The sequence below is a fragment of the Streptomyces sp. 840.1 genome (genome assembly GCF_003751445.1).
GTDB lineage: Bacteria > Actinomycetota > Actinomycetes > Streptomycetales > Streptomycetaceae > Streptomyces.
In genome coordinates, this window is sequence record NZ_RJUU01000001.1 from 281,535 (window position 1) to 303,821 (window position 22,287).

The 22,287-nt window shown below is 70.5% G+C and carries 19 protein-coding genes; 4 read left to right on the top strand and 15 right to left on the bottom strand.

Features of this window, described 5'->3' with window-relative positions; translation table 11 throughout:
- Nucleotides 1-6: 6 nt before the first annotated feature.
- From EDD93_RS01220 to EDD93_RS01285, 14 genes are all read right to left on the bottom strand, one after another.
- The gene (locus tag EDD93_RS01220; protein WP_123523391.1) at nucleotides 7-186 is read right to left on the bottom strand and encodes a hypothetical protein; all 180 of its coding nucleotides are present in this window, start codon (nucleotides 184-186) and stop codon (nucleotides 7-9) included.
- 234 nt (nucleotides 187-420) lie between these two features.
- Nucleotides 421-1,107, bottom strand: a complete 687-nt coding sequence (locus tag EDD93_RS01225; RefSeq protein WP_123523392.1) for a hypothetical protein — start codon at nucleotides 1,105-1,107, stop codon at nucleotides 421-423.
- Between the two features lie 82 nt (nucleotides 1,108-1,189).
- Nucleotides 1,190-3,412, bottom strand: a complete 2,223-nt coding sequence (locus EDD93_RS01230) for an MMPL family transporter (RefSeq protein WP_123523393.1) — start codon at nucleotides 3,410-3,412, stop codon at nucleotides 1,190-1,192.
- A 222-nt stretch (nucleotides 3,413-3,634) separates the two neighbouring features.
- On the bottom strand, nucleotides 3,635-4,426 hold the full coding sequence (locus EDD93_RS01235) for a class I SAM-dependent methyltransferase (protein ID WP_123523394.1): 792 nt from the start codon (nucleotides 4,424-4,426) through the stop codon (nucleotides 3,635-3,637).
- A 175-nt stretch (nucleotides 4,427-4,601) separates the two neighbouring features.
- On the bottom strand, nucleotides 4,602-5,861 hold the full coding sequence (locus tag EDD93_RS01240) for an SLC13 family permease (protein ID WP_123523395.1): 1,260 nt from the start codon (nucleotides 5,859-5,861) through the stop codon (nucleotides 4,602-4,604).
- An 82-nt stretch (nucleotides 5,862-5,943) separates the two neighbouring features.
- Complete coding sequence (gatB, locus tag EDD93_RS01245) at nucleotides 5,944-7,455, bottom strand: Asp-tRNA(Asn)/Glu-tRNA(Gln) amidotransferase subunit GatB (RefSeq protein WP_123523396.1); 1,512 nt, start codon at nucleotides 7,453-7,455, stop codon at nucleotides 5,944-5,946.
- 17 nt (nucleotides 7,456-7,472) lie between these two features.
- Nucleotides 7,473-7,706: a hypothetical protein gene (locus tag EDD93_RS01250; RefSeq protein WP_073738655.1), complete on the bottom strand. Its 234-nt coding sequence runs from the start codon at nucleotides 7,704-7,706 to the stop codon at nucleotides 7,473-7,475.
- Between the two features lie 5 nt (nucleotides 7,707-7,711).
- Complete coding sequence (gene gatA, locus EDD93_RS01255; RefSeq protein WP_123523397.1) at nucleotides 7,712-9,214, bottom strand: Asp-tRNA(Asn)/Glu-tRNA(Gln) amidotransferase subunit GatA; 1,503 nt, start codon at nucleotides 9,212-9,214, stop codon at nucleotides 7,712-7,714.
- A gap of 6 nt (nucleotides 9,215-9,220) precedes the next feature.
- Entirely contained in the window at nucleotides 9,221-9,517 is a 297-nt protein-coding gene (gene gatC / locus EDD93_RS01260; protein ID WP_003966094.1) for an Asp-tRNA(Asn)/Glu-tRNA(Gln) amidotransferase subunit GatC, read from the bottom strand.
- A gap of 251 nt (nucleotides 9,518-9,768) precedes the next feature.
- Entirely contained in the window at nucleotides 9,769-11,943 is a 2,175-nt protein-coding gene (locus EDD93_RS01265) for a bifunctional diguanylate cyclase/phosphodiesterase (RefSeq protein WP_123523398.1), read from the bottom strand.
- Nucleotides 11,944-12,200: 257 nt separating this feature from the next.
- Nucleotides 12,201-14,468: an NAD-dependent DNA ligase LigA gene (gene ligA, locus EDD93_RS01270; RefSeq protein ID WP_260255583.1), complete on the bottom strand. Its 2,268-nt coding sequence runs from the start codon at nucleotides 14,466-14,468 to the stop codon at nucleotides 12,201-12,203.
- Between the two features lie 30 nt (nucleotides 14,469-14,498).
- Nucleotides 14,499-15,524 carry a methionine synthase gene (locus tag EDD93_RS01275; protein ID WP_123523399.1) on the bottom strand — a complete coding sequence of 342 codons (1,026 nt, stop codon included), beginning with the start codon at nucleotides 15,522-15,524 and terminating at the stop codon, nucleotides 14,499-14,501.
- Nucleotides 15,525-15,558: 34 nt separating this feature from the next.
- Nucleotides 15,559-16,248, bottom strand: coding sequence for an SDR family oxidoreductase (locus EDD93_RS01280; RefSeq protein WP_123523400.1), 690 nt, complete (start codon nucleotides 16,246-16,248; stop codon nucleotides 15,559-15,561).
- 52 nt (nucleotides 16,249-16,300) lie between these two features.
- Nucleotides 16,301-16,840: a TIGR00730 family Rossman fold protein gene (locus tag EDD93_RS01285; RefSeq protein ID WP_123523401.1), complete on the bottom strand. Its 540-nt coding sequence runs from the start codon at nucleotides 16,838-16,840 to the stop codon at nucleotides 16,301-16,303.
- A 77-nt stretch (nucleotides 16,841-16,917) separates the two neighbouring features.
- Between EDD93_RS01285 and EDD93_RS01290 the strand changes: the two genes are divergently transcribed.
- The 4 genes from EDD93_RS01290 to EDD93_RS01305 all read left to right on the top strand — a co-directional run bounded on the left by EDD93_RS01290 (nucleotide 16,918) and on the right by EDD93_RS01305 (nucleotide 19,007).
- Nucleotides 16,918-17,253, top strand: coding sequence for a DUF427 domain-containing protein (locus EDD93_RS01290; RefSeq protein WP_123523402.1), 336 nt, complete (start codon nucleotides 16,918-16,920; stop codon nucleotides 17,251-17,253).
- Between the two features lie 106 nt (nucleotides 17,254-17,359).
- Nucleotides 17,360-18,160: an alpha/beta fold hydrolase gene (locus EDD93_RS01295; RefSeq protein WP_123523403.1), complete on the top strand. Its 801-nt coding sequence runs from the start codon at nucleotides 17,360-17,362 to the stop codon at nucleotides 18,158-18,160.
- Between the two features lie 186 nt (nucleotides 18,161-18,346).
- Nucleotides 18,347-18,790, top strand: a complete 444-nt coding sequence (locus EDD93_RS01300; RefSeq protein ID WP_260255584.1) for a hypothetical protein — start codon at nucleotides 18,347-18,349, stop codon at nucleotides 18,788-18,790.
- A gap of 28 nt (nucleotides 18,791-18,818) precedes the next feature.
- On the top strand, nucleotides 18,819-19,007 hold the full coding sequence (locus EDD93_RS01305) for a DUF397 domain-containing protein (RefSeq protein ID WP_260255585.1): 189 nt from the start codon (nucleotides 18,819-18,821) through the stop codon (nucleotides 19,005-19,007).
- Nucleotides 19,008-19,472: 465 nt separating this feature from the next.
- Here EDD93_RS01305 and EDD93_RS01310 read toward each other — a convergent pair whose 3' ends face one another.
- Nucleotides 19,473-22,112: a KGGVGR-motif variant AAA ATPase gene (locus EDD93_RS01310; protein WP_123523404.1), complete on the bottom strand. Its 2,640-nt coding sequence runs from the start codon at nucleotides 22,110-22,112 to the stop codon at nucleotides 19,473-19,475.
- Nucleotides 22,113-22,287: the final 175 nt, after the last annotated feature.

A 22,287-nucleotide genomic window follows, 5' to 3' on the forward strand; every position in this document is an offset into this window, starting at 1 on the left:
CGGCCCTTACGCGGCGTGCGCGAACCGTTGACGATCGCCCTCCGCACTCACCGTCCTCTCGCGCTCCTTGCGTGCCGAACTGCGGGCGGCCCGGTCGGCGCGACGTGCTTCGCGGGCGAGCCGCTCGGCGTCGGCGCGGCGGATCAGTTCGGCCTGCATGATCTTGTGGAGCTCGAACTCGTACATGTGATTCCCCTGGTGACGTGGGCCGTTGGGCCCGGTGGCGGCAGTTCGTCTGCCGTGCCTCCACTCTCGTCCCCCAGGGGGTGGTGCCGCATCGGGCGAGTTCCGCATCTCCGGCGGCCCGGTGCCTTAGGCGCGTGCCCTGCGCGCCGCACCCGGACGCCGAACGCCCCCGCGGATGCCTTAGGAGGCTCCGGGGGGCGCCGTACGCGCGGGTGTGAGTGCCTGTGCGCCGGGTCAGCTTCCCGCTGCGGGCGCCGCCGCCGTGGGCAGGGCGACGATGAGGTCGAAGTACATGCCCACGGCGACCAGCACGCCGATCACACCGAGTGCGATGCCGCCCTTGGCCACCGCGCGGACCCAGCCGGCCTGCGGGTGCGCGGACGGGGTGCCGAACGCGGGCCGGACCAGGACGTAGCAGCCGACCAGCAGGGCGACGACGCCGAAGATCCCGTTGACCAGGGCGGTGGCGTGCCAGGCGTCGCCGTAGATCTCGGAGATCTGCTGGGCGGCCGAGCCACCGGACGACGTCTTGATCTGCCCGATCAGGGTCTCGCGCTCGGCGGCGACCCGGCCGCTCCAGGCCCCGGTGAGCGAGACGATGCCGAGGCCGACGGAGACGACGGCCGCGGCGGCGGTGCCGAGACCGGCGGACTGCTTGTCGGTGTCGTCGTCCAGGTCGAGGTCCAGGTCGAGGTCGTGCTCCGCCGCGTCCGGGTCCGCGTCCGCCCCGTCGCCGTGGTCCGCGGGCTCCGCGGACTGCGTGGACTCCGTGGGTGCCTTGTCGAGCCGCCCCGCCGTCTCGGACCGGTCCGCCGCGTCCTTGGCGCCGGCGGTGTCGGTGACGGCGTTCTCGGCCGTCTTCTTCTCTCCGTCGCCCTCGGCGACGGGAGCTGTGGGAGTAGTGGGAGTGGTGGGGTTCATTTCCCGCACGCTAGGCGTCCCGGATGAGAACGTTCTTAACGTCCTGAGGCCCTGACGTCTCGCGGCGGCCGGCACGGCCTCGTCAGCGTCTCGCGGCGGCCGGCACGGCCTCCTCGTCCGGGCTCGCGCCCGCCGCCGGGATCCGCGCACGCGGCGTCCGGCATCCGGGCGGCTCGATGCTGAGGCGCGGCAGCCTGCGGTCCAGCCAGCCCGGCAGCCACCAGTTCGCCCCGCCCAGCAGGTGCATCAGCGCGGGAACCAGCAGCGTGCGCAGGACGAAGGCGTCCAGGGCGACGGCTGCGGCGAGCGCGATGCCGAACATCGCGATCACCCGGTCGCCGCTGAGCACGAAGGCGAGGAAGACCGAGATCATGATCACAGCGGCCGAGTTGATCACCCGGCTGGTCTCGGCGAGGCCGACCCGGACCGCCCGCCGGTTGTCGCCGGTCTCCAGCCACTCCTCGTACATCCGGCCGACCAGGAACACCTGGTAGTCCATGGAGAGGCCGAACAGCACGGACACCATGATGACCGGCAGGAAGGGTTCGATCGGGCCCGGACTGCCCAGACCCAGCAGCTCGCTCCCCCACCCCCACTGGAAGATCGCGACGACCACGCCGAACGAGGAGGCGACCGCCGCCACGTTCATCGCCGCCGCCTTCAACGGGATGCCGACCGACCGGAAGGCCATCAGCAGGAGCAGGCAGCCGAGCCCTATGACGACACCGATGAAGAGCGGGAGTTTCCCGATGATGATCTGCGCGAAGTCGTCGTAGCTGGCCGTCACGCCGCCCACATGGGTCTGGAGCGAGGTGTTGTCGGCCGCCTTCGGCAGTACGTCTGTGCGCAGCCGGTCGACGAGCGCGCTGGTCTGCCGGGACTGCGGCGCCGAATCGGGGACGACGGTGACGAACGCGGTGTCGCCGCTGGAGTTGTACGTGACGGGGTAGGCCCACGCGACTCCGTCGGTATGCCGCAGCGTCGCGGGCAGCGCGTCCATCGCCAGCCGGTCGTCCGCGCCGTCCAGCCGCGCGGCGATCGTCAGCGGGCCGTTGACGCCGGGGCCGAATCCGTCTCCCAGCAGGTCGTAGGCCTGCCGGGTGGTCGAGGACTTCGCGTTGTTGCCCTGGTCGGAGCTGCCCAGGTGCAGCGAGAAGGTGGGGAGCGCGAGGACGAGCATCACCGCCACCGCGATCCCGCCGAGCAGTTTGGGGTGCCGCTCCACGAAGGCGGACCAGCGCGCGGCGAAGCCGGTGGGCGGCTCCGGCTGCGGGCCGTACCGGGCGAGCCGGCCGCGCTCGCGTCTGCTCAGCGCCCGCATGCCGATGAGGGACAGCAGGGCGGGCAGCAGGGTCACCGCGGCCGCCACGGTCAGCACGACGGTGAGCGAGGCGGCGACGGCGACACCGTTGAGGAAGCTCAGCCGCAGGATCAGCATGCCCAGCAGCGCGATGCAGACCGTGGCCCCGGCGAAGACGACGGCGCGTCCGGTCGTGGCGACCGCGTACTGGGCCGCCTCGGGCACGGTCATGCCGCGCCTGAGCCCTCTGCGGTGCCGGGTGACGATGAAGAGCGCGTAGTCGATGCCGACGCCGAGCCCGACGAGCATGCCGAGCATGGGGGCGAAGTCGGCGACGGTCATCACGTGCCCGAGCAGCACGATGCCCGCGTACGCCGTTCCGACCGAGACGAGGGCGGTGGCGATGGGGAGCATGCTGGCGGCGAGCGAGCCGAAGGCGAGGAAGAGCACGACGGCCGCGACGACGACCCCGATGGCCTCGCTGAGGTGCACGGCGGGTGCCTCGGTGAGGGCTATGGCCGAGCCGCCCAGCTCGACCCGCAGGTGGTCGCCGGAGGCGGCCTTCGCGGTGTGGACGACCGCCTCGGCCTGCTCCGGCGGTACGTCGTCGGCCTGCCGGTCGAAGGTGACCGTGGCGTAGGCGGTACGCCCGTCCGAGCTGATCTGCCCGGCACCTGCCTGGCTGTAGGGCCCGCCGACGGCTCCGACGCCGGGCAGTTGTTCGACCGCGTGCAGGGTCCGGGTCATCACCTGCTCGACGTCGGCCGCCCGCACGGTGGAGTCGTCGGTGTGCCAGACGATGGTGTCGGTGTCCCCGCCGAGATTCGTGAAGCCGCTCTTCAGCAGCGCGGCGGCCTGACCGGATTCGGTGCCGGGTGCCTCGTAGTCGTTCGTGTAGGAACTGCCCGCGACGGCCGCGCCGGCGGCCGTGCCGCCGAGGGCGAGCAGCCAGATCAGGACGGCGACGAGGCGGTGTGCGATGCACCAGCGGGCGATGGCAGCCAAGGGACGAGCTCCCTGCGGGTTCGTGGTCTCTGCGGACGGCTCGACAGAACCGTCCGCAGGAGAACGCATGACCTTGAGAACCGTCACTCTGACAGCCAACTGTGATCTTTTGCCCGATTCGTGGCCTTACTCACAGGCGTCGGATCCGCATATGGGCGACATGGCTTCGGCCATCCGGGCTCGCCGCAGTGTGTGGAGGCGGGCCCGGTCACCCTGGCCGGGTCAGCCCGGCTTGACCGCCCGCGTCGCGAAGTAGTGCGACAGGTATGCGGCGGATGCGTCGGACTGGTGCGGCGCCTCCACGAAGCCGGTGAGGACGAATCCCGCAGCGAGTTGCCCGCCGATCTGGCCGGTGAGGGTGTGGCTGTACTCAAGAGCGGCATCCGCGCCGAACTTCGCGGCGCGCTCCTCGGCGGAGTACTGCGTGACATCGCTGTAGGGCAGCTTGTGCACGACGATCAGCTCGCCGCGCTCGTCGAGCGCCTCGTGGTCGAACAGGTACACATCAGGGTTGAGGAAGCCCACGAGGAGCGTTCCACCCGGTCGCAGGACGCGGAAGGACTCACGCCACACCGCTGCCAGGTCCGGTACGAACTGGTTGGAGACGGGATGGAACACGACGTCGAACTCGGCGTCGCCGAAGGCGCCGAGGTCGCGCATGTCGCCCAGGACGGTGCGCAGCTCCAGTCCGTCGCGCGCCGCGACCGCCCGGTCCTGGCCGAGCTGGCGGGGTGAGTTGTCGAACACGGTGACGCGCGCCCCCGCAGCGGCGAGGACCGGCCCCTGCTGGCCGCCGCCGGAGGCCAGGCACAGCACGTCCTTGCCGGTCAGGTCCGCCGGCAGCCAGGAGCGGTCGACCGGCTCGTGCCCGATGAGAACGATCGACCAGTCGCCCGTGCGGGCACGCTCGACCTCCTCGGTACTCACCGGCCTCGACCACTCGTTGCCCTCGTGCACGTACTTGTCCCAGGCGGCCCGGTTGTGGGCAACCGGGTCGACAACACTGTCCTGCACGTCTGACTCCCTGCTACGGGCGGGCGGTCACCTGCGTACTGCCGGTTCGGTGCCGCCAGGGGCTGTCCCGTAGCCAACACGATCGCGGGTGCGGGCTCAACGGGATTCGCCCCGGGCCGGCGGCCGGTGGTCCCGGTGCGCGGGCACGCAAGGCACTCCGGACACCGGGCAGGTGTCAGACCCCGATGACCCGCAGCGCCCCCCAGAGCGCGACCGTCGACACCGCCAGCGTCGCCGGTACGGTCAGCAGCCCGAGCCTGGTGAAGTGGCCGAGCTCCGGCGGCTCGTCGTGCGTGTGCAGGATGCGGCGCCACAGCAGGGTGGCGAGCGAGCCGACGTAGGTGAGGTTCGGCCCGAGGTTCACCCCGATCAGCGCGGCCAGCAGCGGCCCCGGACCGGCCGCCGCGACGACCGGGAGGAGGGCGAGGATCGCCGGCAGGTTGTTGATCAGGTTGGCGAGCACCGCCGCGACGGCGGCCACCGCCAGCAGCGCGCCCAGCGAGGAGCCCGCCGGCAGGAGCCGGGCGATACCGGTGCCCAGGCCGTGGTCGACGACCGCCTTGACGACGACGCCCAGCGCCAGCACGAACAGGCAGAACGGCACGTTGGCGGAGTGCACCAGGCGCTTCGCGGTGGTCTCCCGCCTCACCAGCGCCCGGACCGCAAGCACGACGGCGCCCGCCAGCGCCGCCCACAGCGGCTCCGCGCCCGCGAACGAGGTCACGACGAATCCGCACAGGGTCAGCACCAGGACGACCAGGGTGAAGACGGGCAGCCCCGGCCGGTCCTCGTCGGGATCCGGCGGGTGCGCGCCAGCCGCCAGGTCCGCCGCGAAGAACCGGCGCAGGATGACGTACTCGACGGCGATCGCCGCCAGCCACGGCAGCGCCATCAGGGCGGCGAAGCGGGTGAAGGAGAGGCCGCTGGCCGTGAACGCCAGGAGGTTGGTCAGATTGGAGACGGGGAGCAGCAGCGACGCGGAGTTGGCGAGGTGCGCGCAGGCGTACACGTACGGGCGCGGGCGGGCGCCGACGCGGGCGGCGGTCGCGAGGACGACGGGGGTCAGCAGGACCACGGTGGCGTCCAGGCTGAGCACCGCCGTGATCACCGACGCGACGACGAAGACGCCCGCGAGCAGTGGCCCGGTCCGCCCGCCGCAGGCGCGGGCGACCAGGTCGCCCGCCGCCGTGAAGAGCCCTTCGTCGGCGCAGAGCTGAGCCAGCACCAGGATCGCGGCGAGGAATCCGACGACCGGCAGCAGGTCGCCCACCTGGGCGCGGGCCTGCGGCCAGGAGACCGCGCCGAGCGCGATCACGAGCACCGCGGCGGGCACGGCGACGGTCGCCTCCGGCAGACCCCTGGGTCGTACGACGGCGAACGCCAGCACCCCCAGCAGGAGGGCGACGGAGACGATCTCGGCGGTGACGGTGTTCAGCGGACTCTCTCCGGAGCGGTGAAAGGGGCGGTGCGCCGGGCAGGACCCGGCGCACCGCCCCTTCGGGACGTACGGGAAGGACTCAGCCCGTCACGCCGAGCTTCTCCAGGATCAGCTCGCGCACCCGGGCCGCGTCCGCCTGGCCGCGGGTGGCCTTCATGACGGCGCCGACGAGCGCACCGGCGGCGGCGACCTTGCCGCCGCGGATCTTGTCCGCGACGGCCGCGTTGGCCGCGATGGCCTCGTCGACCGCCGTGGACAGCGCACCCTCGTCGGAGACGACCTTCAGGCCGCGCTTCTCGACGACGGTGTCCGGGTCGCCCTCGCCCGCGAGGACACCCTCCAGCACCTGACGGGCCAGCTTGTCGTTGAGGTCGCCCGATGCGACGAGCTCGGCCACCCGGGCGACCTGCACCGGGGTGACGGGCAGCTCGTCGAGGCCTCGGCCGGTCTCGTTGGCGTTACGGGCCAGCTCGCCCATCCACCACTTGCGGGCCTGGTCCGAGGGCGCGCCCGCCTCGGTCGTGGCGACGATCAGGTCGACCGCGCCCGCGTTGAGGATGGACTGCATGTCGTGCTCGGACGCGCCCCACTCCTCCTTGAGCCGGGCGCGGCGCAGCCGGGGCAGCTCGGGCAGCCCGCCCCGCAGCTCCTCGACCCATTCCCGGGCCGGGGCGACCGGCACCAGGTCGGGCTCGGGGAAGTAGCGGTAGTCCTCGGCGTTGTCCTTGATGCGGCCGGCCGTGGTGGAGCCGTCCTCCTCGTGGAAGTGCCGGGTCTCCTGCACGATCGTGCCGCCGGAGTTCAGCACCGCGGCGTGGCGCTGGATCTCGAAGCGGGCGGCCCGCTCGACGGAACGCAGCGAGTTCACGTTCTTCGTCTCGGAGCGGGTACCGAACGCCTCGCGGCCGTGCGGGCGCAGCGACAGGTTCACGTCGCAGCGCATCTGGCCCATCTCCATGCGGGCCTCCGAGACGCCGAGCGCCTTGATGAGCTCGCGGAGCTCGGCGACGTACGCCTTGGCGACCTCGGGTGCCCGTGCGCCCGCTCCCTCGATCGGCTTGGTGACGATCTCGATGAGCGGGATGCCCGCGCGGTTGTAGTCGAGCAGGGAGTGGGACGCGCCGTGGATACGGCCGGTGGCGCCGCCGACGTGGGTCGACTTGCCGGTGTCCTCCTCCATGTGGGCGCGCTCGATCTGCACCCGGAAGATCTCCCCGTCCTCCAGCTGGACGTCCAGATAGCCGTCGAAGGCGATCGGCTCGTCGTACTGGGAGGTCTGGAAGTTCTTCGGCATGTCCGGATAGAAGTAGTTCTTCCGGGCGAAGCGGCACCATTCGGCGATCTCGCAGTTCAGCGCGAGACCGATCTTGATGGCCGACTCGACGCCGATCTCGTTGACGACCGGCAGCGCGCCGGGCAGACCGAGGCAGACCGGGCAGGTCTGCGAGTTGGCGTCCTGCTTGAGCTCGGTGGAGCAGCCGCAGAACATCTTGGTCTTGGTGCCGAGCTCGACATGGACCTCGAGGCCCATGACGGGGTCGTACGTCGCGAGGGCGTCCTCGTACGACTCCAGGTCAATGACAGCAGTCACGGTGAAAACTTTCCCTCTCAGCCCAGCAGGACGTCATCGTCGCCGAGACGCTTCAGTTCGCGATAGAGGATCGCGAGGCCGGTGACGATGGCGGCGGCGGACACCGTCGCGTCGATGAGACGCAGGGTGTCGTTGTCGTTGCGCGCGAGCCTGATCTGCTTGGCAACACTGATCGCGCCGAACGCGGTGCTGCCGAGCGATACGTAGAGCCCGGTCTTGGACTTCTTGAAGTTCGTGGCCTTCTTTGCCATGGCACTCACAGCGACGGAGCCTCCTCAAGCAGTGGGTGTCCCCACTTTTCCACGAAGGCGGCCTCTACGGCAGCTCCGACCTTGTACAACCGGTCGTCCTTCATGGCGGGGGCGATGATCTGCAGCCCGACCGGCAGGCCGTCCTCCGGCGCCAGGCCGCAGGGCAGCGACATGGCGGCGTTGCCGGCCAGGTTGGTCGGAATGGTGCACAGGTCCGCGAGGTACATCGCCATCGGGTCGTCGGCGCGCTCGCCGATCGGGAAGGCGGTGGTGGGCGTCGTCGGGGAGACGATGACGTCGACCTGCTCGAAGGCCTTCTCGAAGTCCCGCGTGATCAGCGTGCGGACCTTCTGGGCGGAGCCGTAGTACGCGTCGTAGTAGCCGGAGCTGAGCGCGTACGTACCGAGGATGATGCGGCGCTTGACCTCGTCGCCGAAGCCGGCCTCACGGGTGAGCGCGGTGACGTCCTCGGCGGACTTCGTGCCGTCGTCCCCGACCCGCAGGCCGTAGCGCATGGCGTCGAAGCGGGCGAGGTTCGAGGAGCACTCGGACGGCGCGATCAGGTAGTACGCCGAAAGGCCGAGGTCGAAGGACGGGCAGTCCAGCTCGACGACCGTGGCGCCGAGCGACTTCAGCAGCTCGACCGACTCGTTGAAGCGCTGGACGACACCGGCCTGGTAGCCCTCGCCGGAGAACTGCTTGACGACTCCGACGCGCATGCCCTGTACGGAGCCGTTGCGCGCGGCCTCGACGACCGGCGGGACCGGGGCGTCGATGGAGGTCGAGTCGAGCGGGTCGTGTCCGGCGATCGCCTCGTGCAGCAGCGCCGCGTCCAGGACCGTGCGGGCGCAGGGGCCGCCCTGGTCGAGGGAGGAGGAGAAGGCCACCATGCCGTAGCGGGAGACGCCGCCGTAGGTGGGCTTGACGCCGACGGTGCCGGTGACGGCGGCGGGCTGGCGGATCGAGCCGCCGGTGTCCGTGCCGATCGCGAGCGGGGCCTCGAAGGAGGCGAGCGCGGCCGAGGAGCCGCCGCCGGAGCCGCCCGGGATGCGGGTGAGGTCCCACGGGTTGCCGGTCGGGCCGTAGGCGCTGTTCTCGGTGGAGGACCCCATGGCGAACTCGTCCATGTTGGTCTTGCCGAGGATGACGACGTCGGCGGCCTTGAGCCGCTTGGTGACGGTCGCGTCGTAGGGCGGGACCCAGCCTTCGAGGATCTTCGAGCCGACGGTGGTCGGCATGTCCTGCGTGGTGAAGATGTCCTTGAGCGCGAGCGGGACGCCGGCCAGCGGGCCGAGCTTCTCGCCCGCGGCCCGCTTCGCGTCGACGGCACGGGCCTGCGCGAGGGCGCCCTCGCGGTCGACGTGCAGGAAGGCGTGGACCTTCTCGTCGACGGCCTCGATCCGGGCCAGGTGGGCCTCGGTGACCTCGACGGCCGTGAGCTCCCCGGAAGCGATCTTCGCGGCGGTCTCGGCGGCGGTGAGCTTGATGATGGTGCTGATGTCCGTCATGGCTTTTTAGTCCTCCCCCAGGATCTGCGGCACCTTGAAACGCTGCTGCTCCTGGGCCGGGGCGCCGGAGAGCGCCTGCGCGGGGGTGAGCGAGGGACGGACCTCGTCCGCCCGCATGACGTTGGTCAGCGGCAGCGGATGGGAGGTCGGCGGTACGTCTTGGTCGGCGACCTCGGAGACGCGGGCGACCGCGCCGATGATGTCGTCGAGCTGACCGGCGAAGTGATCGAGCTCTTCGCCCTTCAGCTCCAGACGCGCCAGCCGGGCGAGGTGGGCGACCTCCTCGCGCGTGATGCCAGGCATGCAGCGATCCTCAGGGGTTGGTGTGCGGTTTTGGCTGGGCCGGCGGAACATTTCCACCGTCCGTCCGAAGGACGGGCCGCGCGGCGTCCGGTGCGTGCGATCGCAAGGCGTCGCGCGGCAGGTGCAAATGTGCCGTCGGCCCCCAATCCTATGGGGTCCACGGGTGGGCCAAATCAAGCCCGTCCGGCGATTGAGGACAAAGCGGCCGCCGGACGCCTCCGGCTCACGTCACCGAAGCGCCGCGCCGCGCCCTATGTCGTCGCGGGCCGCGAGCCCGCCGTCCGCCCGGACGGCAGCTGCTCCGGCTCGGGCGCCGCCGCGGCGGCGGCGACACTCGCTGCGGCTGCCGCGGCCGCAGCAGCCGCCGCCAGCTCTGCGGGCCGCCGCCACCCGTGCTCGCTGCGCGCCCGCAGCCAGGCAGTCGTCTCCTGCGGCGGCATCGCGGCCGCCACCAGCCAGCCCTGCACCGCGTCGCAGCGCAGGTCCCGCAGCCGCTCCCAGGTCTCGTCGTCCTCGACGCCCTCCGCGACGACCAGCAGACCGAGGGAATGCGCCAGGTCGATCGTGCAGCGGACGATCTCCGCGTCCTCGTGGTCGATGGCGAGCCGGGCCACGAAGGACCGGTCGATCTTGAGCTCGCTGACCGGCAGCCGGCGCAGGTGGACGAGGGAGGAGTATCCGGTGCCGAAGTCGTCCAGGGACATCTTCACGCCGTGCCCGGTCAGCCCGGCGAGCGTGTCCGCGGCGCGCTGCGGGTCCTCCAGCAGGACGTGTTCCGTTATCTCCAGCTGGAGGGCGCCGGCCGGGACGCCGTGCCGGGCCAGCCGGGCGGCGACGCCGCCGGCGAACCCGGGGGTGTGCACATCGCGCGGGGAGACGTTGACGGCGACCGGGACGAACAGCCCCTGCGCCCGCCATCTGGCGACCTGGGCGAGCGCCGTCTCCAGTACGTACTCCGTGAGGTGCGGCATCAGGCCGGACGACTCCGCGATGGCGATGAACTCGTCCGGAGGGACCCGGCCCCGCTCGGGGTGCACCCAGCGGACCAGCGCTTCGAGGCCGGCCACCTGTCCGTCGAAGCGGACCTTGGGCTGGTAGTGCAGCTCGACCTCGCCCGCGTCCAGCGCGCGCCGCAGGTCACCGAGGAGCCCGAGCCGGTCCGGGGTGTTGCTGTCGCGCTTCGACTCGTACACCTCGACGCCCGTGCGGTCGCGCTTGGCCTGGTACATGGCCACGTCCGCCCGGCGCAGCAGCCCCTCGGCATCCAGCGCGTGGTCGGGGTGGACGGCGACACCGGCGCTGGCCTCCAGCACCAGGGTGAGCCCGTCGAGGTCCAGCGGGGAGGAGAGCGCGGCGACCAGATGGCGGGCGACGCGCATCGCGCTGGTGGTGGAGTCGGCGGTCGGCAGCAGGACGGCGAACTCGTCGCCGCCGAGCCTGGCCGCCTCCGCCCCGCGCGGCAGGGCGAGGCGCAGCCGGTCCGCTATCTGCAGCAGCAGCCGGTCCCCGGCCAGGTGGCCGAGGGTGTCGTTGACCGCCCGGAAGCGGTCGAGGTCGATCAGCACCAGGCCCACCCGGCTGCCGACGCTCTCGGCCTCCTCCAGGGCCGTCCAGGTGCGTTCCAGCAGCCACTGGCGGTTCGGCAGTCCGGTCAGTGGGTCCCGCAGCTGCTCCTCGGCCCTGGCACGGGCGATCCAGAGCGTCGAGTCGAGCGCGATGAGCGGGACCGCGAAGAGCGGCAGCAGCACCGGCATGGCCATGGCGACGACGCAGATCAGCGGCGCGATGCCGAGCAGCGCGACCGCGACGAGGCCCTGGCGCAGCAGTGCCGTGCGGGCGGCCGTCGGCAGCCCGCCGCCCTGGGGCGAGCGGGCGTACCAGAGCAGTACCCGGGTGACGAGCAGATAGGTGGAGGCGGCGAGGAGGACTTCCGGGATGACGTCGATGCCCCAGTCGAGTGGCTGCCACGGCGACTCGACGGTCTGCACCTCACCGAACGCGGCCATGACCAGTGCCGCCGCGCCCACCCCCAGGATGTCCACCGCGCCGTGCAGCAGCCCCTGCCACCAGCGGTGCCTGCGGGCCATCCCGACGAGTACGACCACGACCAGGCTGACCAGTCCGGCGGGCACCCAGCCGTAGAGCAGCAGCACGGCGAGCGTGAGGGCGGCCCCGGAGCCGGTGCCGCCCCACCAGCGGTCGCGGCCGAGCGCGACGAGGTGGCCGACGACGATCCCGGTGAGCACGGCGAGCGACCAGCCGGCCTTCCCGTCGGGGAAGAGCGCGTGCCCGTTGCTCACCGTCCGGTAGAAGCCGGTCGCGAGCTGGACGGTGGCGAGGGCCACGACGACAGCGCCCACCTTGGGCGTGAGTCCGGCGAAACCCTGCAGCCGCGACACCGGTGCGGCGTTCTCGGTCGGTTTCATTCCGTCCCTCTCACAGCCGGCGGTGCCGATGTCACCTGATGGTTCCGTTCCCTGCCACCACGCGCTCGACACCCGGTGGCCGGGCGCCGCGGGCGCATCCCTCAACAGTAGGCCGCAGAGGGCTTCCAGGGGCAGCGGTCTACATCTCTTGCCCGAATGCGAACCGACCGTCCGTCAGCATCTGCTATGCGCCGACCGGGTGAATCCGGGCGTACGCCCACACTCCCCGCACCGGGCCCCGGCCCCGCTCCCCGCCGCTACTCCCCGACGTCCGTCGCGGACTCCGCGTCCGGCTCCGTCCCGGCCGGCACCGCCGCCTCGCGCGCCGCGTCGGGTCCGTCCGCGAGCAGTACGGCGAAGCCGTCCTCGTCCAGCACCGGCACCTTCAGCTGCACGGCCTTGTCGTACTTCGAGCCGGGGTTGTCGCCGACCACCACGAAGGAGGTCTTCTTCGAGACGGAGCCCGTGACCTTCGCCCCTCGGCTCTGGAGGGCCTCTTTCGCGCCATCCCTGGTGTGCGTGGCGAGCGTGCCTGTGACGACGACGGTGAGTCCTTCGAGCGGCCTCGGCCGCTCCTCCTCGCCGGCTCCCTCGTCCTCCATCCGGACCCCGGCCTCCCGCCACTTGCGCAGGATCTCGCGGTGCCAGTCCTCGGCGAACCAGGCCTTGACGGAGGCGGCGATGATCGGCCCGACACCGTCGGCGTCGGACAGCTCCTGCTCGGTGGCCTCGTCGATCCGGTCGATGGAACGGAACTGACGGGCCAGCTCCTGCGCGGCGACCGGCCCGACGTGCCGGATCGAGAGCCCGGTGAGGATGCGGGCCAGCGGGGCCTCCTTGGCGGCCGCGATGGCGTCCAGCATCGCGACGGCGTTCTTCTTCGGCTCGCCCTGCTGGTTGGCGAAGACCAGCGCGGTCTTCTCCTCCCCCGTCTTCGGGTCGCGCTTGGGCAGCCCGCTGTCCATGTCCAGGACGTAGGCGCGGATGGGCAGCAGCTGCTCGACGGTCAGCCCGAACAGATCGCCCTCGTCGCGCAGCGGCGGGTCGGCGGGCTCCAGCGGGCGGGTCAGCGCGGCGGCGGCGACATAGCCGAAGTGGTCGATGTCCAGGCACTTGCGGCCGGCGAGGTAGGCGACGCGCTCGCGCAACTGGGCGGGGCAGGAGCGGGCGTTGGGGCAGCGCACGTCGATGTCGGCCTCCTTCATGGGCCGCAGCTCCGTGCCGCACTCGGGGCACTCGGTGGGCATGACGAACGCCCGCTCGGTGCCGTCGCGGAGGTCGACGACCGGCCCGAGGATCTCGGGGATCACGTCGCCCGCCTTGCGGAGCACCACCGTGTCGCCGATCAGTACGCCCTTGCTCCGCACCACGTTCTGGTTGTGCAGGGTGGCGAACTCGACCTCGGAGCCCGCCACTTCGACCGGCTCGACCTGCGCGTACGGGGTGACGCGGCCGGTGCGGCCGACGCCGACGCGGATGTTGACCAGCTTGGTGTTGACCTCCTCCGGCGCGTACTTCCAGGCGATCGCCCAGCGCGGGGCGCGCGAGGTGGAGCCGAGCCGGCCCTGCAGCGGGATCTCGTCGAGCTTGACGACGACGCCGTCGATCTCGTGCTCCACCGAGTGCCGGTTCTCGCCGAAGTAGGCGATGAACTCCCTGACGCCTTCGAGGGAGTCGACCACCTTGTTGTACTTGGCCGTGGGCAGGCCCCAGGCCTGGAGCAGCTCGTAGGCGTGCGAGAGGCAGTCGATGTCGAAGCCCTCGCGGGCGCCGATGCCGTGGACGACCATGTGGAGCGGGCGGCTCGCGGTGACCTTGGGGTCCTTCTGGCGCAGCGAGCCGGCCGCCGCGTTGCGCGGGTTGGCGAAGGGCTTGTCGTCCGCCTCCACCAGCCGGGCGTTCAGCTCCTCGAAGCCCTCCATCGGGAAGAAGACCTCACCGCGGATCTCGACGAGCGCCGGCACGCGGTCGCCCTTCAGCCGGTGCGGGATCTCCGCGATCGTGCGGACGTTGGGCGTGATGTCCTCACCGGTGCGGCCGTCGCCGCGGGTCGCGGCCCGGGTCAGCAGGCCGTTCTCGTAGGTGAGGTTGACCGCCAGGCCGTCGATCTTCAGCTCGCACAGGTAGTGGTAGCCGGTGGCGCCCACGTCCCGGGCGACGCGCTCGTCCCAGGTGGCCAGCTCCTCGTCGTCGAAGGCGTTGTCCAGGGACAGCATCCGCTCGCGGTGCTCGACGGAGGTGAACTCCGTCCGGTAGGGCCCCGCGACCTTCTGCGACGGCGAGTCGGGCGTGCGCAGCGCCGGATACGTGTCCTCCAGCGCCTCCAGCTCACGCATCAGCCGGTCGAACTCGGCGTCGCTGACGACCGGCTGGTCGTTCACGTAGTAGCGGAAGCGGTGCTCCTCCAGCTGCTCGGCGAGGAGCGCGTGCCGCTCCCGCGGCTCTGCGGGCACCTCGGTACGTGCCTCCGGCGGCACCTCGGTACGTGCCTCCACCGGCCCTGCCGTCTGCTCTTCGCCGGCCATCGTCCCGTCCTCCCGTTACCCAGTGCCCCGTTACTCAGGGTTGTCTGCGAGCGATCTCGCCGCCCGGCCGCAGTGGGCGAGCGCGGCCCGTGCGTACGCGGGCGACGCACCCGCGAGGCCGCACGAGGGAGTGATCACCACGGACTCGGTCAGAGTCCCCGGATTCAGCCCCAGCCTGCGCCACAGCGTCCTGACACCCATGACGCTACCGCCCGGGTCCGACAATCCGTCCGAGGCCGGGTCGGTGCCCGGCACCACCCCGAGGAACAGCTGCGTACCGCCCTCGACGGCCTCCCCGATCGCCTCCTCCTCACGCTCGGTGAGCAGGGCGAAATCGAACGAGATGCCGTCCGCGCCGGCCCGGCGCAGCAGGGCGAACGGGACCTCGGGCGCGCAGGTGTGGACGAGCGTCGCATCCTCGCCGGCCGCGCCCAGCACCTCGCGCAGGGTGGATTCGACGAGCTGGCGGTCCACCGCCCGGTAGGTGCGGTAGCCGCTCGCCGTCCTGACCCGCCCGCGCAGGACGCCGGTCAGGGACGGTTCGTCGAGCTGGAGGAGCACCCTGGCTCCGGGCATCCGCCGCCGTACCTCGGCGAGGTGGTCGCGCAGCCCCTCCGTCAGCGATCCGGCCAGGTCGCGGCAGGCACCGGGGTCACCGAGCACGGCCTCGCCGCCCCGGCGCTCCAGGGCGGCGGCCAGCGTCCAGGGCCCGACGGCCTGGACCTTGAGCGGGCCCTCGTAGCCCTGGGTGAACTCCTCCAGCGCGTCGAGGTCCTCGCCCAGCCAGGAGCGGGCCCGGCGGGTGTCGCGCCCCGGCCGGTCGCTGATCCGCCAGCCGCTGGGCTCGACGTGCCCGTACATCTCGACGAGCAGCCCGATGGTCCGCCCGATCATGTCCGCGCCCGGCCCGCGTGCCGGCAGTTCCGCCAGGTAGGGCACGCCCTGGCCGTCCCCGAAGGAGCCGGTGACGGTCTTCGCCGCCTCCCGGGCGTCCCCTCCGGGCATCGAACCGATTCCGGTGGCCTGGCAGTCCCTGAACTTGCTCTTCTCGCTCACGCGGGAAGCCTACGGCCGTTCCCGGCCCGTGCCGTCAGCGGCCGGGGCGCACCGTGAGGTCGTTGACCTCGGCGTCGCGCGGCAGGTCGATCGCCATCAGGATCGTGGTGGCGATGGACTCCGGGTCGATCCAGCGCTCGGCGTCGTACTCCTTGCCCTCCTGCTGGTGGACCTTGGCCTGCATGGGGCTCGCGGTTCGCCCGGGGTAGACGGTGGTCACCCGGACCCCGTTGCCGTGCTCCTCGTGGCGCAGCGAGTCGGCGAGCGCCTTCAGGCCGTGCTTGCTCGCCGCGTAGGCGCTCCACTCGGCGTGGGCGGCGAGGCCGGCGCCGGAGTTGACGAAGAGGACGTGGCCCTCGGCGACGCGCAGCTGCGGCAGGAAGAGCCGGGTCAGCTCGGCCGGGGCGACCAGGTTGGCGTTGAGCTGCACGTGCCAGGCCTTGGGCGTGAGCTCCCCGACCCGGCCGAGCTCGACGACGCCAGCGATGTGCATCAGCGAGTCGAGCCGCTCCGGCACCTGCTGCTGGGCGAAGGCCCAGGAGAGCCGGTCCGGGTTGGAGAGGTCGCCGACGATCGTGCGGGCGCCGGGGTGCATCGCGGCGAGTTCCCTGGCGCGGCCCGCGTCCCGGGCCAGGAGTACGAGATCGTCGCCGCGCTCGGTGAGACGGCGGGCGACTGCTGCGCCGATGCCGGAACCGGCGCCGGTGATGAGGTGAGTGGACATGCCCCCATCGTCGCACCCGTCACATCACGCACTGCACGTCACCACCGGCACATCACTGCAGGCCGGACCACTCCTCCAGGTAGGCCAGCGCGCCCACGCCGTCCTTCGCGAAGAACACCAGGTCGGTAAGCGGGAGGGGCAGGAAGCCCTCGTCCTCCATGCGCTGGAACTGCTGGCGCAGGCCGTCGTAGAAGCCTGCGGTGTTGAGCAGCACGACCGGCTTGGTGTGCTTGCCGTGCTTCTTGAGCTCCAGGATCTCGGTGGCCTCGTCGAGCGTCCCGGTGCCACCCACCATGATCACGACGGCGTCGGACTTCTCCAGGAGGAGGGCCTTGCGCTCCGCGAGGTCGCCCGCGATCACCATCTCGTCGGCGTTGGTGCGGGCCTTGGCGGCCAGGAAGTCCACCGAGACCCCGACCAGCTTCCCGCCGGCCTCCTGCACCCCGTCGGCCACGACCTTCATCAGCCCGCTCTCGGAGCCGCCCCAGACCAGGGTGTGTCCGCCCCGGCCGATCAGTTCGGCGAACTCGCGGGCGGGACGGGTGTAGCGCTCGTCGAGGTCGGCGGCGGAGAGGAATACGCAGATCTTCATGGCCTCCACGGTAGAACCCGCCCCCGGCAGCCGTGCCGCCGGGGAAGAAACGGGCGTGCCGTACCGCTGAACCACACATGACTGCCACCCGAGGACACCTCATCACCGTGGAGCCCGCCGCCGAGCATGTTCGCGTGGTCCGCGACGGCGTACTGCTCGCGGAGAGCCGGCGCCCCCTCGTCCTGCGCGAGACGGGCTGTCCGGTGCGGTACTACCTGCCCCCCGAGGACGTCCGCACCGAGCTGCTGACGGCGTCGGACACCCGTACCCACTGCCCGTTCAAGGGGGACGCCTCCTACTGGTCGCTGCCGGGCGCGGCGGATCTCGTCTGGGCGTACCCGGAGCCGAAGGAGGAAGTCGCCGCGATCAAGGACCACTTCTGCTTCTACGACACCGAGGCCGTCCCGTCCTGAGCGCTGACCAGCCGTCAGCACCCGCTGTGAGCTGCGGTGAAGAGAAAGTTCAAAAGTTCTTCGCGTCCGGCGATGAGTTTCCGGGCGCCCCGCAGTCCACCTTCACATGGACAAGACTCTCTCCCGCGACGGCACCCTGATCGCGTACCGGTGCCGGGGTGAAGGACCGCCGGTGATCCTGGTGGGCGGGGCCCTGGCCACGGCCGCGACCGAGGCCCCGCTGGCGCGCCTGCTGGCGCCGCGCTTCCACGTCGTCACCTACGACAGGCGCGGCCGGGGCGACAGCGGGGACAGCGGGCCGTACGCGGTGGAGCGCGAGATCGAGGACCTGGGCGCGGTCGTCGCGGCGGTGGGCGGCCGCCCCTCGGTGTTCGGCGCCGGGGCCGGCGGCGCGCTGGCCCTGGAGGCGCAGGCGGCCGGGCTCCCCGTCGGCCTGCTCGCGGTCTACGAGCCGCCGTACACCCCCGGCCCGGCCGGGCTGCTGTTCAAGGCGGGCTGCACGGAGCGGCTGCACCGGCTGCTGTCCGCCGGGGACCGGGACGGGGCGGTGGAGCTCTTCCTGGCCACGACGGGCGTCCCGGCCGATCTGATCGCCAGGATGCGGAGTGCGCCGCTGTGGCGGAACCTTGAGTCGATGGCGCACACTCTGGCGTACGACGACGCGCTGCTCGGCGACGGCTCGGTGCCCGAGGAGCGGTTCGCCTCCGTCACGGCACGGACCCTCGTGGTCGTCGGCGGGTTCAGCACGGCCTCCGCGAGGGCGGCGACCCGGCTACTGGCGGACGCCCTCCCCCGGGGCCGCCACCGCACGCTGACGGGCCAGACCCGCGAGCTGGCCCCGCAGGTGGTCGCGCCGGTGCTGGCGGAGTTCTTCACCCGGAACGTGTACGCGGGCCGGGCGTTCTGATGGATACTGGACCGCCAGCCAGGGTCGCTGCAAGGCTGTGCAGCCATACGGGAGAGTATTCATGGCCCCACGGAGCAAACCCACTGGACGCCAGCGCCGCTTGGCCACCGAAGTCCGTCGCAGACGCGAGCGAGTTGGCATCTCGTTTTAGGAGGCCGCCGCCCGCTACTCGGATCAGACCGCACGATGATCTCCGATATCGAGGCCGGGCGCACCGGCCTCAGTGAGGCCAGCGTGCGGCAGATCGCCGGCCACCACGAATGCGACGACCCGGCACTGCTAGCCGCCCTCGTGGCGATGGCGGGCGGCCGCCGCGCCCGGCACTGGTGGGACGAGTACCGGGGCAAGGACCCCGACGGCCACCCAGACGTCTCCGAGATGCGGACGCGCCGAAAGCGCCCATGCGACCCGGCTGGTCACCCCGCTTCGCGCGGGCCCTACATGGCGCAGGCCAGTCGGATCCTTTACGCCGAGGGGCCGGTCGCCCAGCACCACGCCGTCCAGCTCGACACATCGTTCGGGGCTCATTTCATTGACGCGCCGACACCGTCGGGGATCTATCGTTCCCTTCTCAACCTGATGGAGGGTTCCGCGCTTCCTCCCGGCGAGTCCCGTGAGCTCATCCGGTAGATCGCCCGCAAGCCGTGAGGGCCCCAACGTGCCCGAACTTGGCTGGCAACGCTCGCCCTTCTGCGGAGGGGGAGGCAACAACTGTGTCGAGATCACCGCATCGACCGAGGACGGCCTCATCGCCCTGCGCAAGAGCGAGCCCGGCAGCCCTCCTGGTCACCGGAAGGAACGCCCTGTGCGCGCTGCTTGTCGTCGTGAAAGCTGGTCAGGTCCATGAACCGCCTCGCGCGATGTAGAGATCTCAGATCGTGGTGACGACCGAGGGTTCACCTCGGTCAGTAGTGAGTCCTTTCCATCTTGGTCAAGTGGCGAGTTGGTGGGCGCCGGCTCGGACGACGGCTGTGATCCGGGTAGTGCCCCAGCGGAGCTTCCGCAGGAGCCGCCAGGACTTGAGAATGGCCATGGCACATTCACCGAGGCTGCCGATCTTGGCGTGATCGCCGTTATGACGTCGGCGCCATCCGCGCAGGCGCTTGCTCCGGATCGGGACACGGATCGCGAGGTCAGCACCCTGGAGTTGGTATCAATGCGTCGTGCCCTTTCAGCTATTCATCGTGAGCGCGTTCCCATACCAACTGATCTCCACACTGGTCCCGAGCCAGTCGCGCCATGGTCCGCCTGCCCTGGCCGCCGACCGCCAGCGGAAGGGGCTGGACGCACCAGCCTGATGCGTATGAGTAGGTTAAGCCTGGCCCTTGCGCGTCATGTTGAGCGCCTTGCGGTACATCTCTGGAACGCGGTAGCGCTCCACCTTTTCTCGCGGGCCGGGCACTTCCTCCAACAATCCAACGTCGCGGGCAAGCTTGACGAGGTCGGGGGAGGTCTCCTCGAGTTGCTCGGTGGCAAAGGGCGTGGAACCGATCTGGCGCAGTCTGCGTAGCAGTGGATCGAGCTCGGGGAATTCGTCACGCTGAAGCGCGTCCAGGGCCGATTCGCTGACCTCGTCCAGGGACTCCACCAGTGCGCGGGGACGGATGATGGACCGAGAATAAGAATTTCCGGCCTCGAAGCCCCGCTCCAATCCGACTGCGGCTGTCATCATCTGGGCAAGCGCCCGGGGGGCATGGTCGCCGTTAGCGTCGGCGAGCCGTGACCAAACCCAGTTGTCGGTGTAGGCCGTGCGCCCGCCGGACACCCGCTCGCTCGCCAGGATCACCCAGGCATTGCGCACGAACTCCTCTGGCCAGTACTCGACCGGAGTCTTCTCCAACCTGAAGTCGGGCTTGTTCAGGCGTGCGGTAACCAACTGCCTGAACGGCTGGGACCGCCACGCCTGCTTGATCACGATGCGGAGGTAGTCCGTCTTGTTGGACCAACTCAAACGTGCCGAACGAGCACTCAGATGCGACTTGTTGGGCACCTTTGACTCACGCCAGATGTCCTCGCGCAACAGAATCTTGAAGTGCAGCTTGCGCAGCTGCGGCCCAAGCGAACCCACCGCTGTGAGTAGACCGGCCACCCCGTCGTTGCGGCGCCTGCGATCGTTGTCGCTGTTGCCGAAGCCGGTATCCAGGGCATCGAACAGCAGCACGTGGTCCCCGTCGAGACTACGGTCGATTTCCTGAAGCCATTCGCCGACCAGCAAAGGCGCTTGCGAGTCCGACAACAGGGCCCTTACGTCGTTGAGCAGGTCTGTCTTGAGATAGTCGCCACCTGCCGCGGGGACGCCGATGGGCGCCGACGCCCAGTTGGGCTGCGGCACGTTGGACAGGTATTGACGGATAGCGAGGCCGACAAGCACCGGCCACGCCTGACGCCACTCCAACCCCCGCTCCCGCAGGTCCGCCTCGAGCGTCCCATACACGTCCGCGTCCGGCGTCCAGCTCCGATGAGTGTCGAGTCCTGGCGGGCCGGTGACGACAACGGCCGTCGGCGTCTCGGCGAGCCTGCGGAACACGGCCGTCTTGCCGGTGCCTTTGCGCCCGATCACGACCACGGTGTCCAAGTCGAGCGCACGGCCCACGTCGGCGGTGCTCAGGAAGGTGCCGTTCAGTTCTTCCAGATCCTGATTTTCGGCTGTCTCTCCGGCAAATTGCAGCGAAGTCAGCACTTCCGCTTTGCTCGGTTCCGGGACCTCATGCTCACGCTCTCCGAGCGCGTCACGCGGTTCCACAAGCCCGGTGATCCAGTCCGCGACTACGGTGAAGTCTTCCGCACCCTGGACACGCATCACGGAGTCCGAGACGGCCAGCGTCTCCTGGTAGCCGATGACCTGAGTGATCTCTTCCAGCGCCTCGAAAGCCGGGCCGCCTGCGGTGTTTCGTGCTACGGACAACCAATCCTTGATCCACTCCTGGGCGCGCTCCGCATACAGAGCGCGAACCTCAGGGGTGGCTGGCACCGGGGACACCAGGAAGCGAATCTCCGGAGTGCACGGCTTTCCCTCCACCGAGCGACGGGAATTCGCTGCGAGCAGAGCACGGGTGAGCGCCCGAGTGCCAGCCTTGGCCTGTGGGTGCGGGTAGAAGGCAATCACGTTGATGTCGGAGACGTCGAACAGCAGGGGAGCCGCCAACGGACTGATGCCGGTTCGAGAATCGATAAGGACCACGTCCGGCTGCTCAGCGAGGCCAGACACTGCCTCCACCAACAATCGCAGGGGGTTAATTTCGTCTTCCCCGTACCAGGCCGAAGGATCGAGGTGGGAAAGCAGTCGGGCGTACTCCGCGCCGGGGCACCCCGCCGGAAGCAGAAACAGGCCAGCATCCTCGGTGACCTGTAGGACGTGTTCGTCCAGCCCGTAGATTTCACCGTTGACCTCAGCCGCTGCCAGCAACGGCACCACGCCCATGCCTTCGGTTACACGATCCTCGACATCGAAGAGCGACGCTAGACCGGGGGCTTCCAAGTCCATATCGATGCAAAGCACCTTGAGACCCTGCGCCGCAATAATGCGCGCCGCGTGCGCCAGGGCCGTGGATCGGCCGACGCCGCCACGCAGCGAGTAAAACGTCGAGACCACAGGGGACGGGAGCGTGCCGTAATCCTCGGACGGAAAACGCACTGTGATCTCGTCCGCTCGACCGTTCGCCAACGCCTCGGGCCACAGCGGCAATTCCGCGAGCACAGGCGGGATACCCAGTTCGTCCTTTTCTGCGAACCTCGCCTCATCCGGGGTCAGCAACTCAAAACGGACGACTTCCGCGCCCGGCACCAGGGCCTGGACGCGCTCGCGCCGAGCCCGCGGCGTCATCCTGGTGAACGCCTCCGAGACCACCGCAACCCGAATGCCAACGAAGGGATCTGCGGTGACCCGCACCTGCTCCCCAAAGGACTGTCGCAGGATTTCTTCGATACGACTGATTTCGTCCGGCTGTGTCACAGCGCGTTCCTCCTCTGAGCTTTCGTACCGTGCACTCCTGGCCGACGCCGCAACTGTCTGATGCACCAACTCACGAAGCGATTGGCCGCCACGATCTCGTCCTCGATCTCTACATCCTCTGGCAGCACGAGTTGATAGCGCAGACTGACGTCACGATCCGCTAGGAAGCTCCGCA

Coding starts and splice junctions, on each gene's coding strand:
- EDD93_RS01220 (WP_123523391.1), bottom strand. CDS start 186: ATGTACGAGTTCGAGCTCCACAAGATCATGCAGGCCGAACTGATCCGC.
- EDD93_RS01225 (WP_123523392.1), bottom strand. CDS start 1,107: ATGAACCCCACCACTCCCACTACTCCCACAGCTCCCGTCGCCGAGGGC.
- EDD93_RS01250 (WP_073738655.1), bottom strand. CDS start 7,706: ATGGCAAAGAAGGCCACGAACTTCAAGAAGTCCAAGACCGGGCTCTAC.
- gatA (WP_123523397.1), bottom strand. CDS start 9,214: ATGACGGACATCAGCACCATCATCAAGCTCACCGCCGCCGAGACCGCC.
- gatC (WP_003966094.1), bottom strand. CDS start 9,517: ATGCCTGGCATCACGCGCGAGGAGGTCGCCCACCTCGCCCGGCTGGCG.
- EDD93_RS01265 (WP_123523398.1), bottom strand. CDS start 11,943: ATGAAACCGACCGAGAACGCCGCACCGGTGTCGCGGCTGCAGGGTTTC.
- ligA (WP_260255583.1), bottom strand. CDS start 14,468: ATGGCCGGCGAAGAGCAGACGGCAGGGCCGGTGGAGGCACGTACCGAG.
- EDD93_RS01280 (WP_123523400.1), bottom strand. CDS start 16,248: ATGTCCACTCACCTCATCACCGGCGCCGGTTCCGGCATCGGCGCAGCA.
- EDD93_RS01285 (WP_123523401.1), bottom strand. CDS start 16,840: ATGAAGATCTGCGTATTCCTCTCCGCCGCCGACCTCGACGAGCGCTAC.
- EDD93_RS01290 (WP_123523402.1), top strand. CDS start 16,918: ATGACTGCCACCCGAGGACACCTCATCACCGTGGAGCCCGCCGCCGAG.
- EDD93_RS01295 (WP_123523403.1), top strand. CDS start 17,360: ATGGACAAGACTCTCTCCCGCGACGGCACCCTGATCGCGTACCGGTGC.
- EDD93_RS01300 (WP_260255584.1), top strand. CDS start 18,347: ATGATCTCCGATATCGAGGCCGGGCGCACCGGCCTCAGTGAGGCCAGC.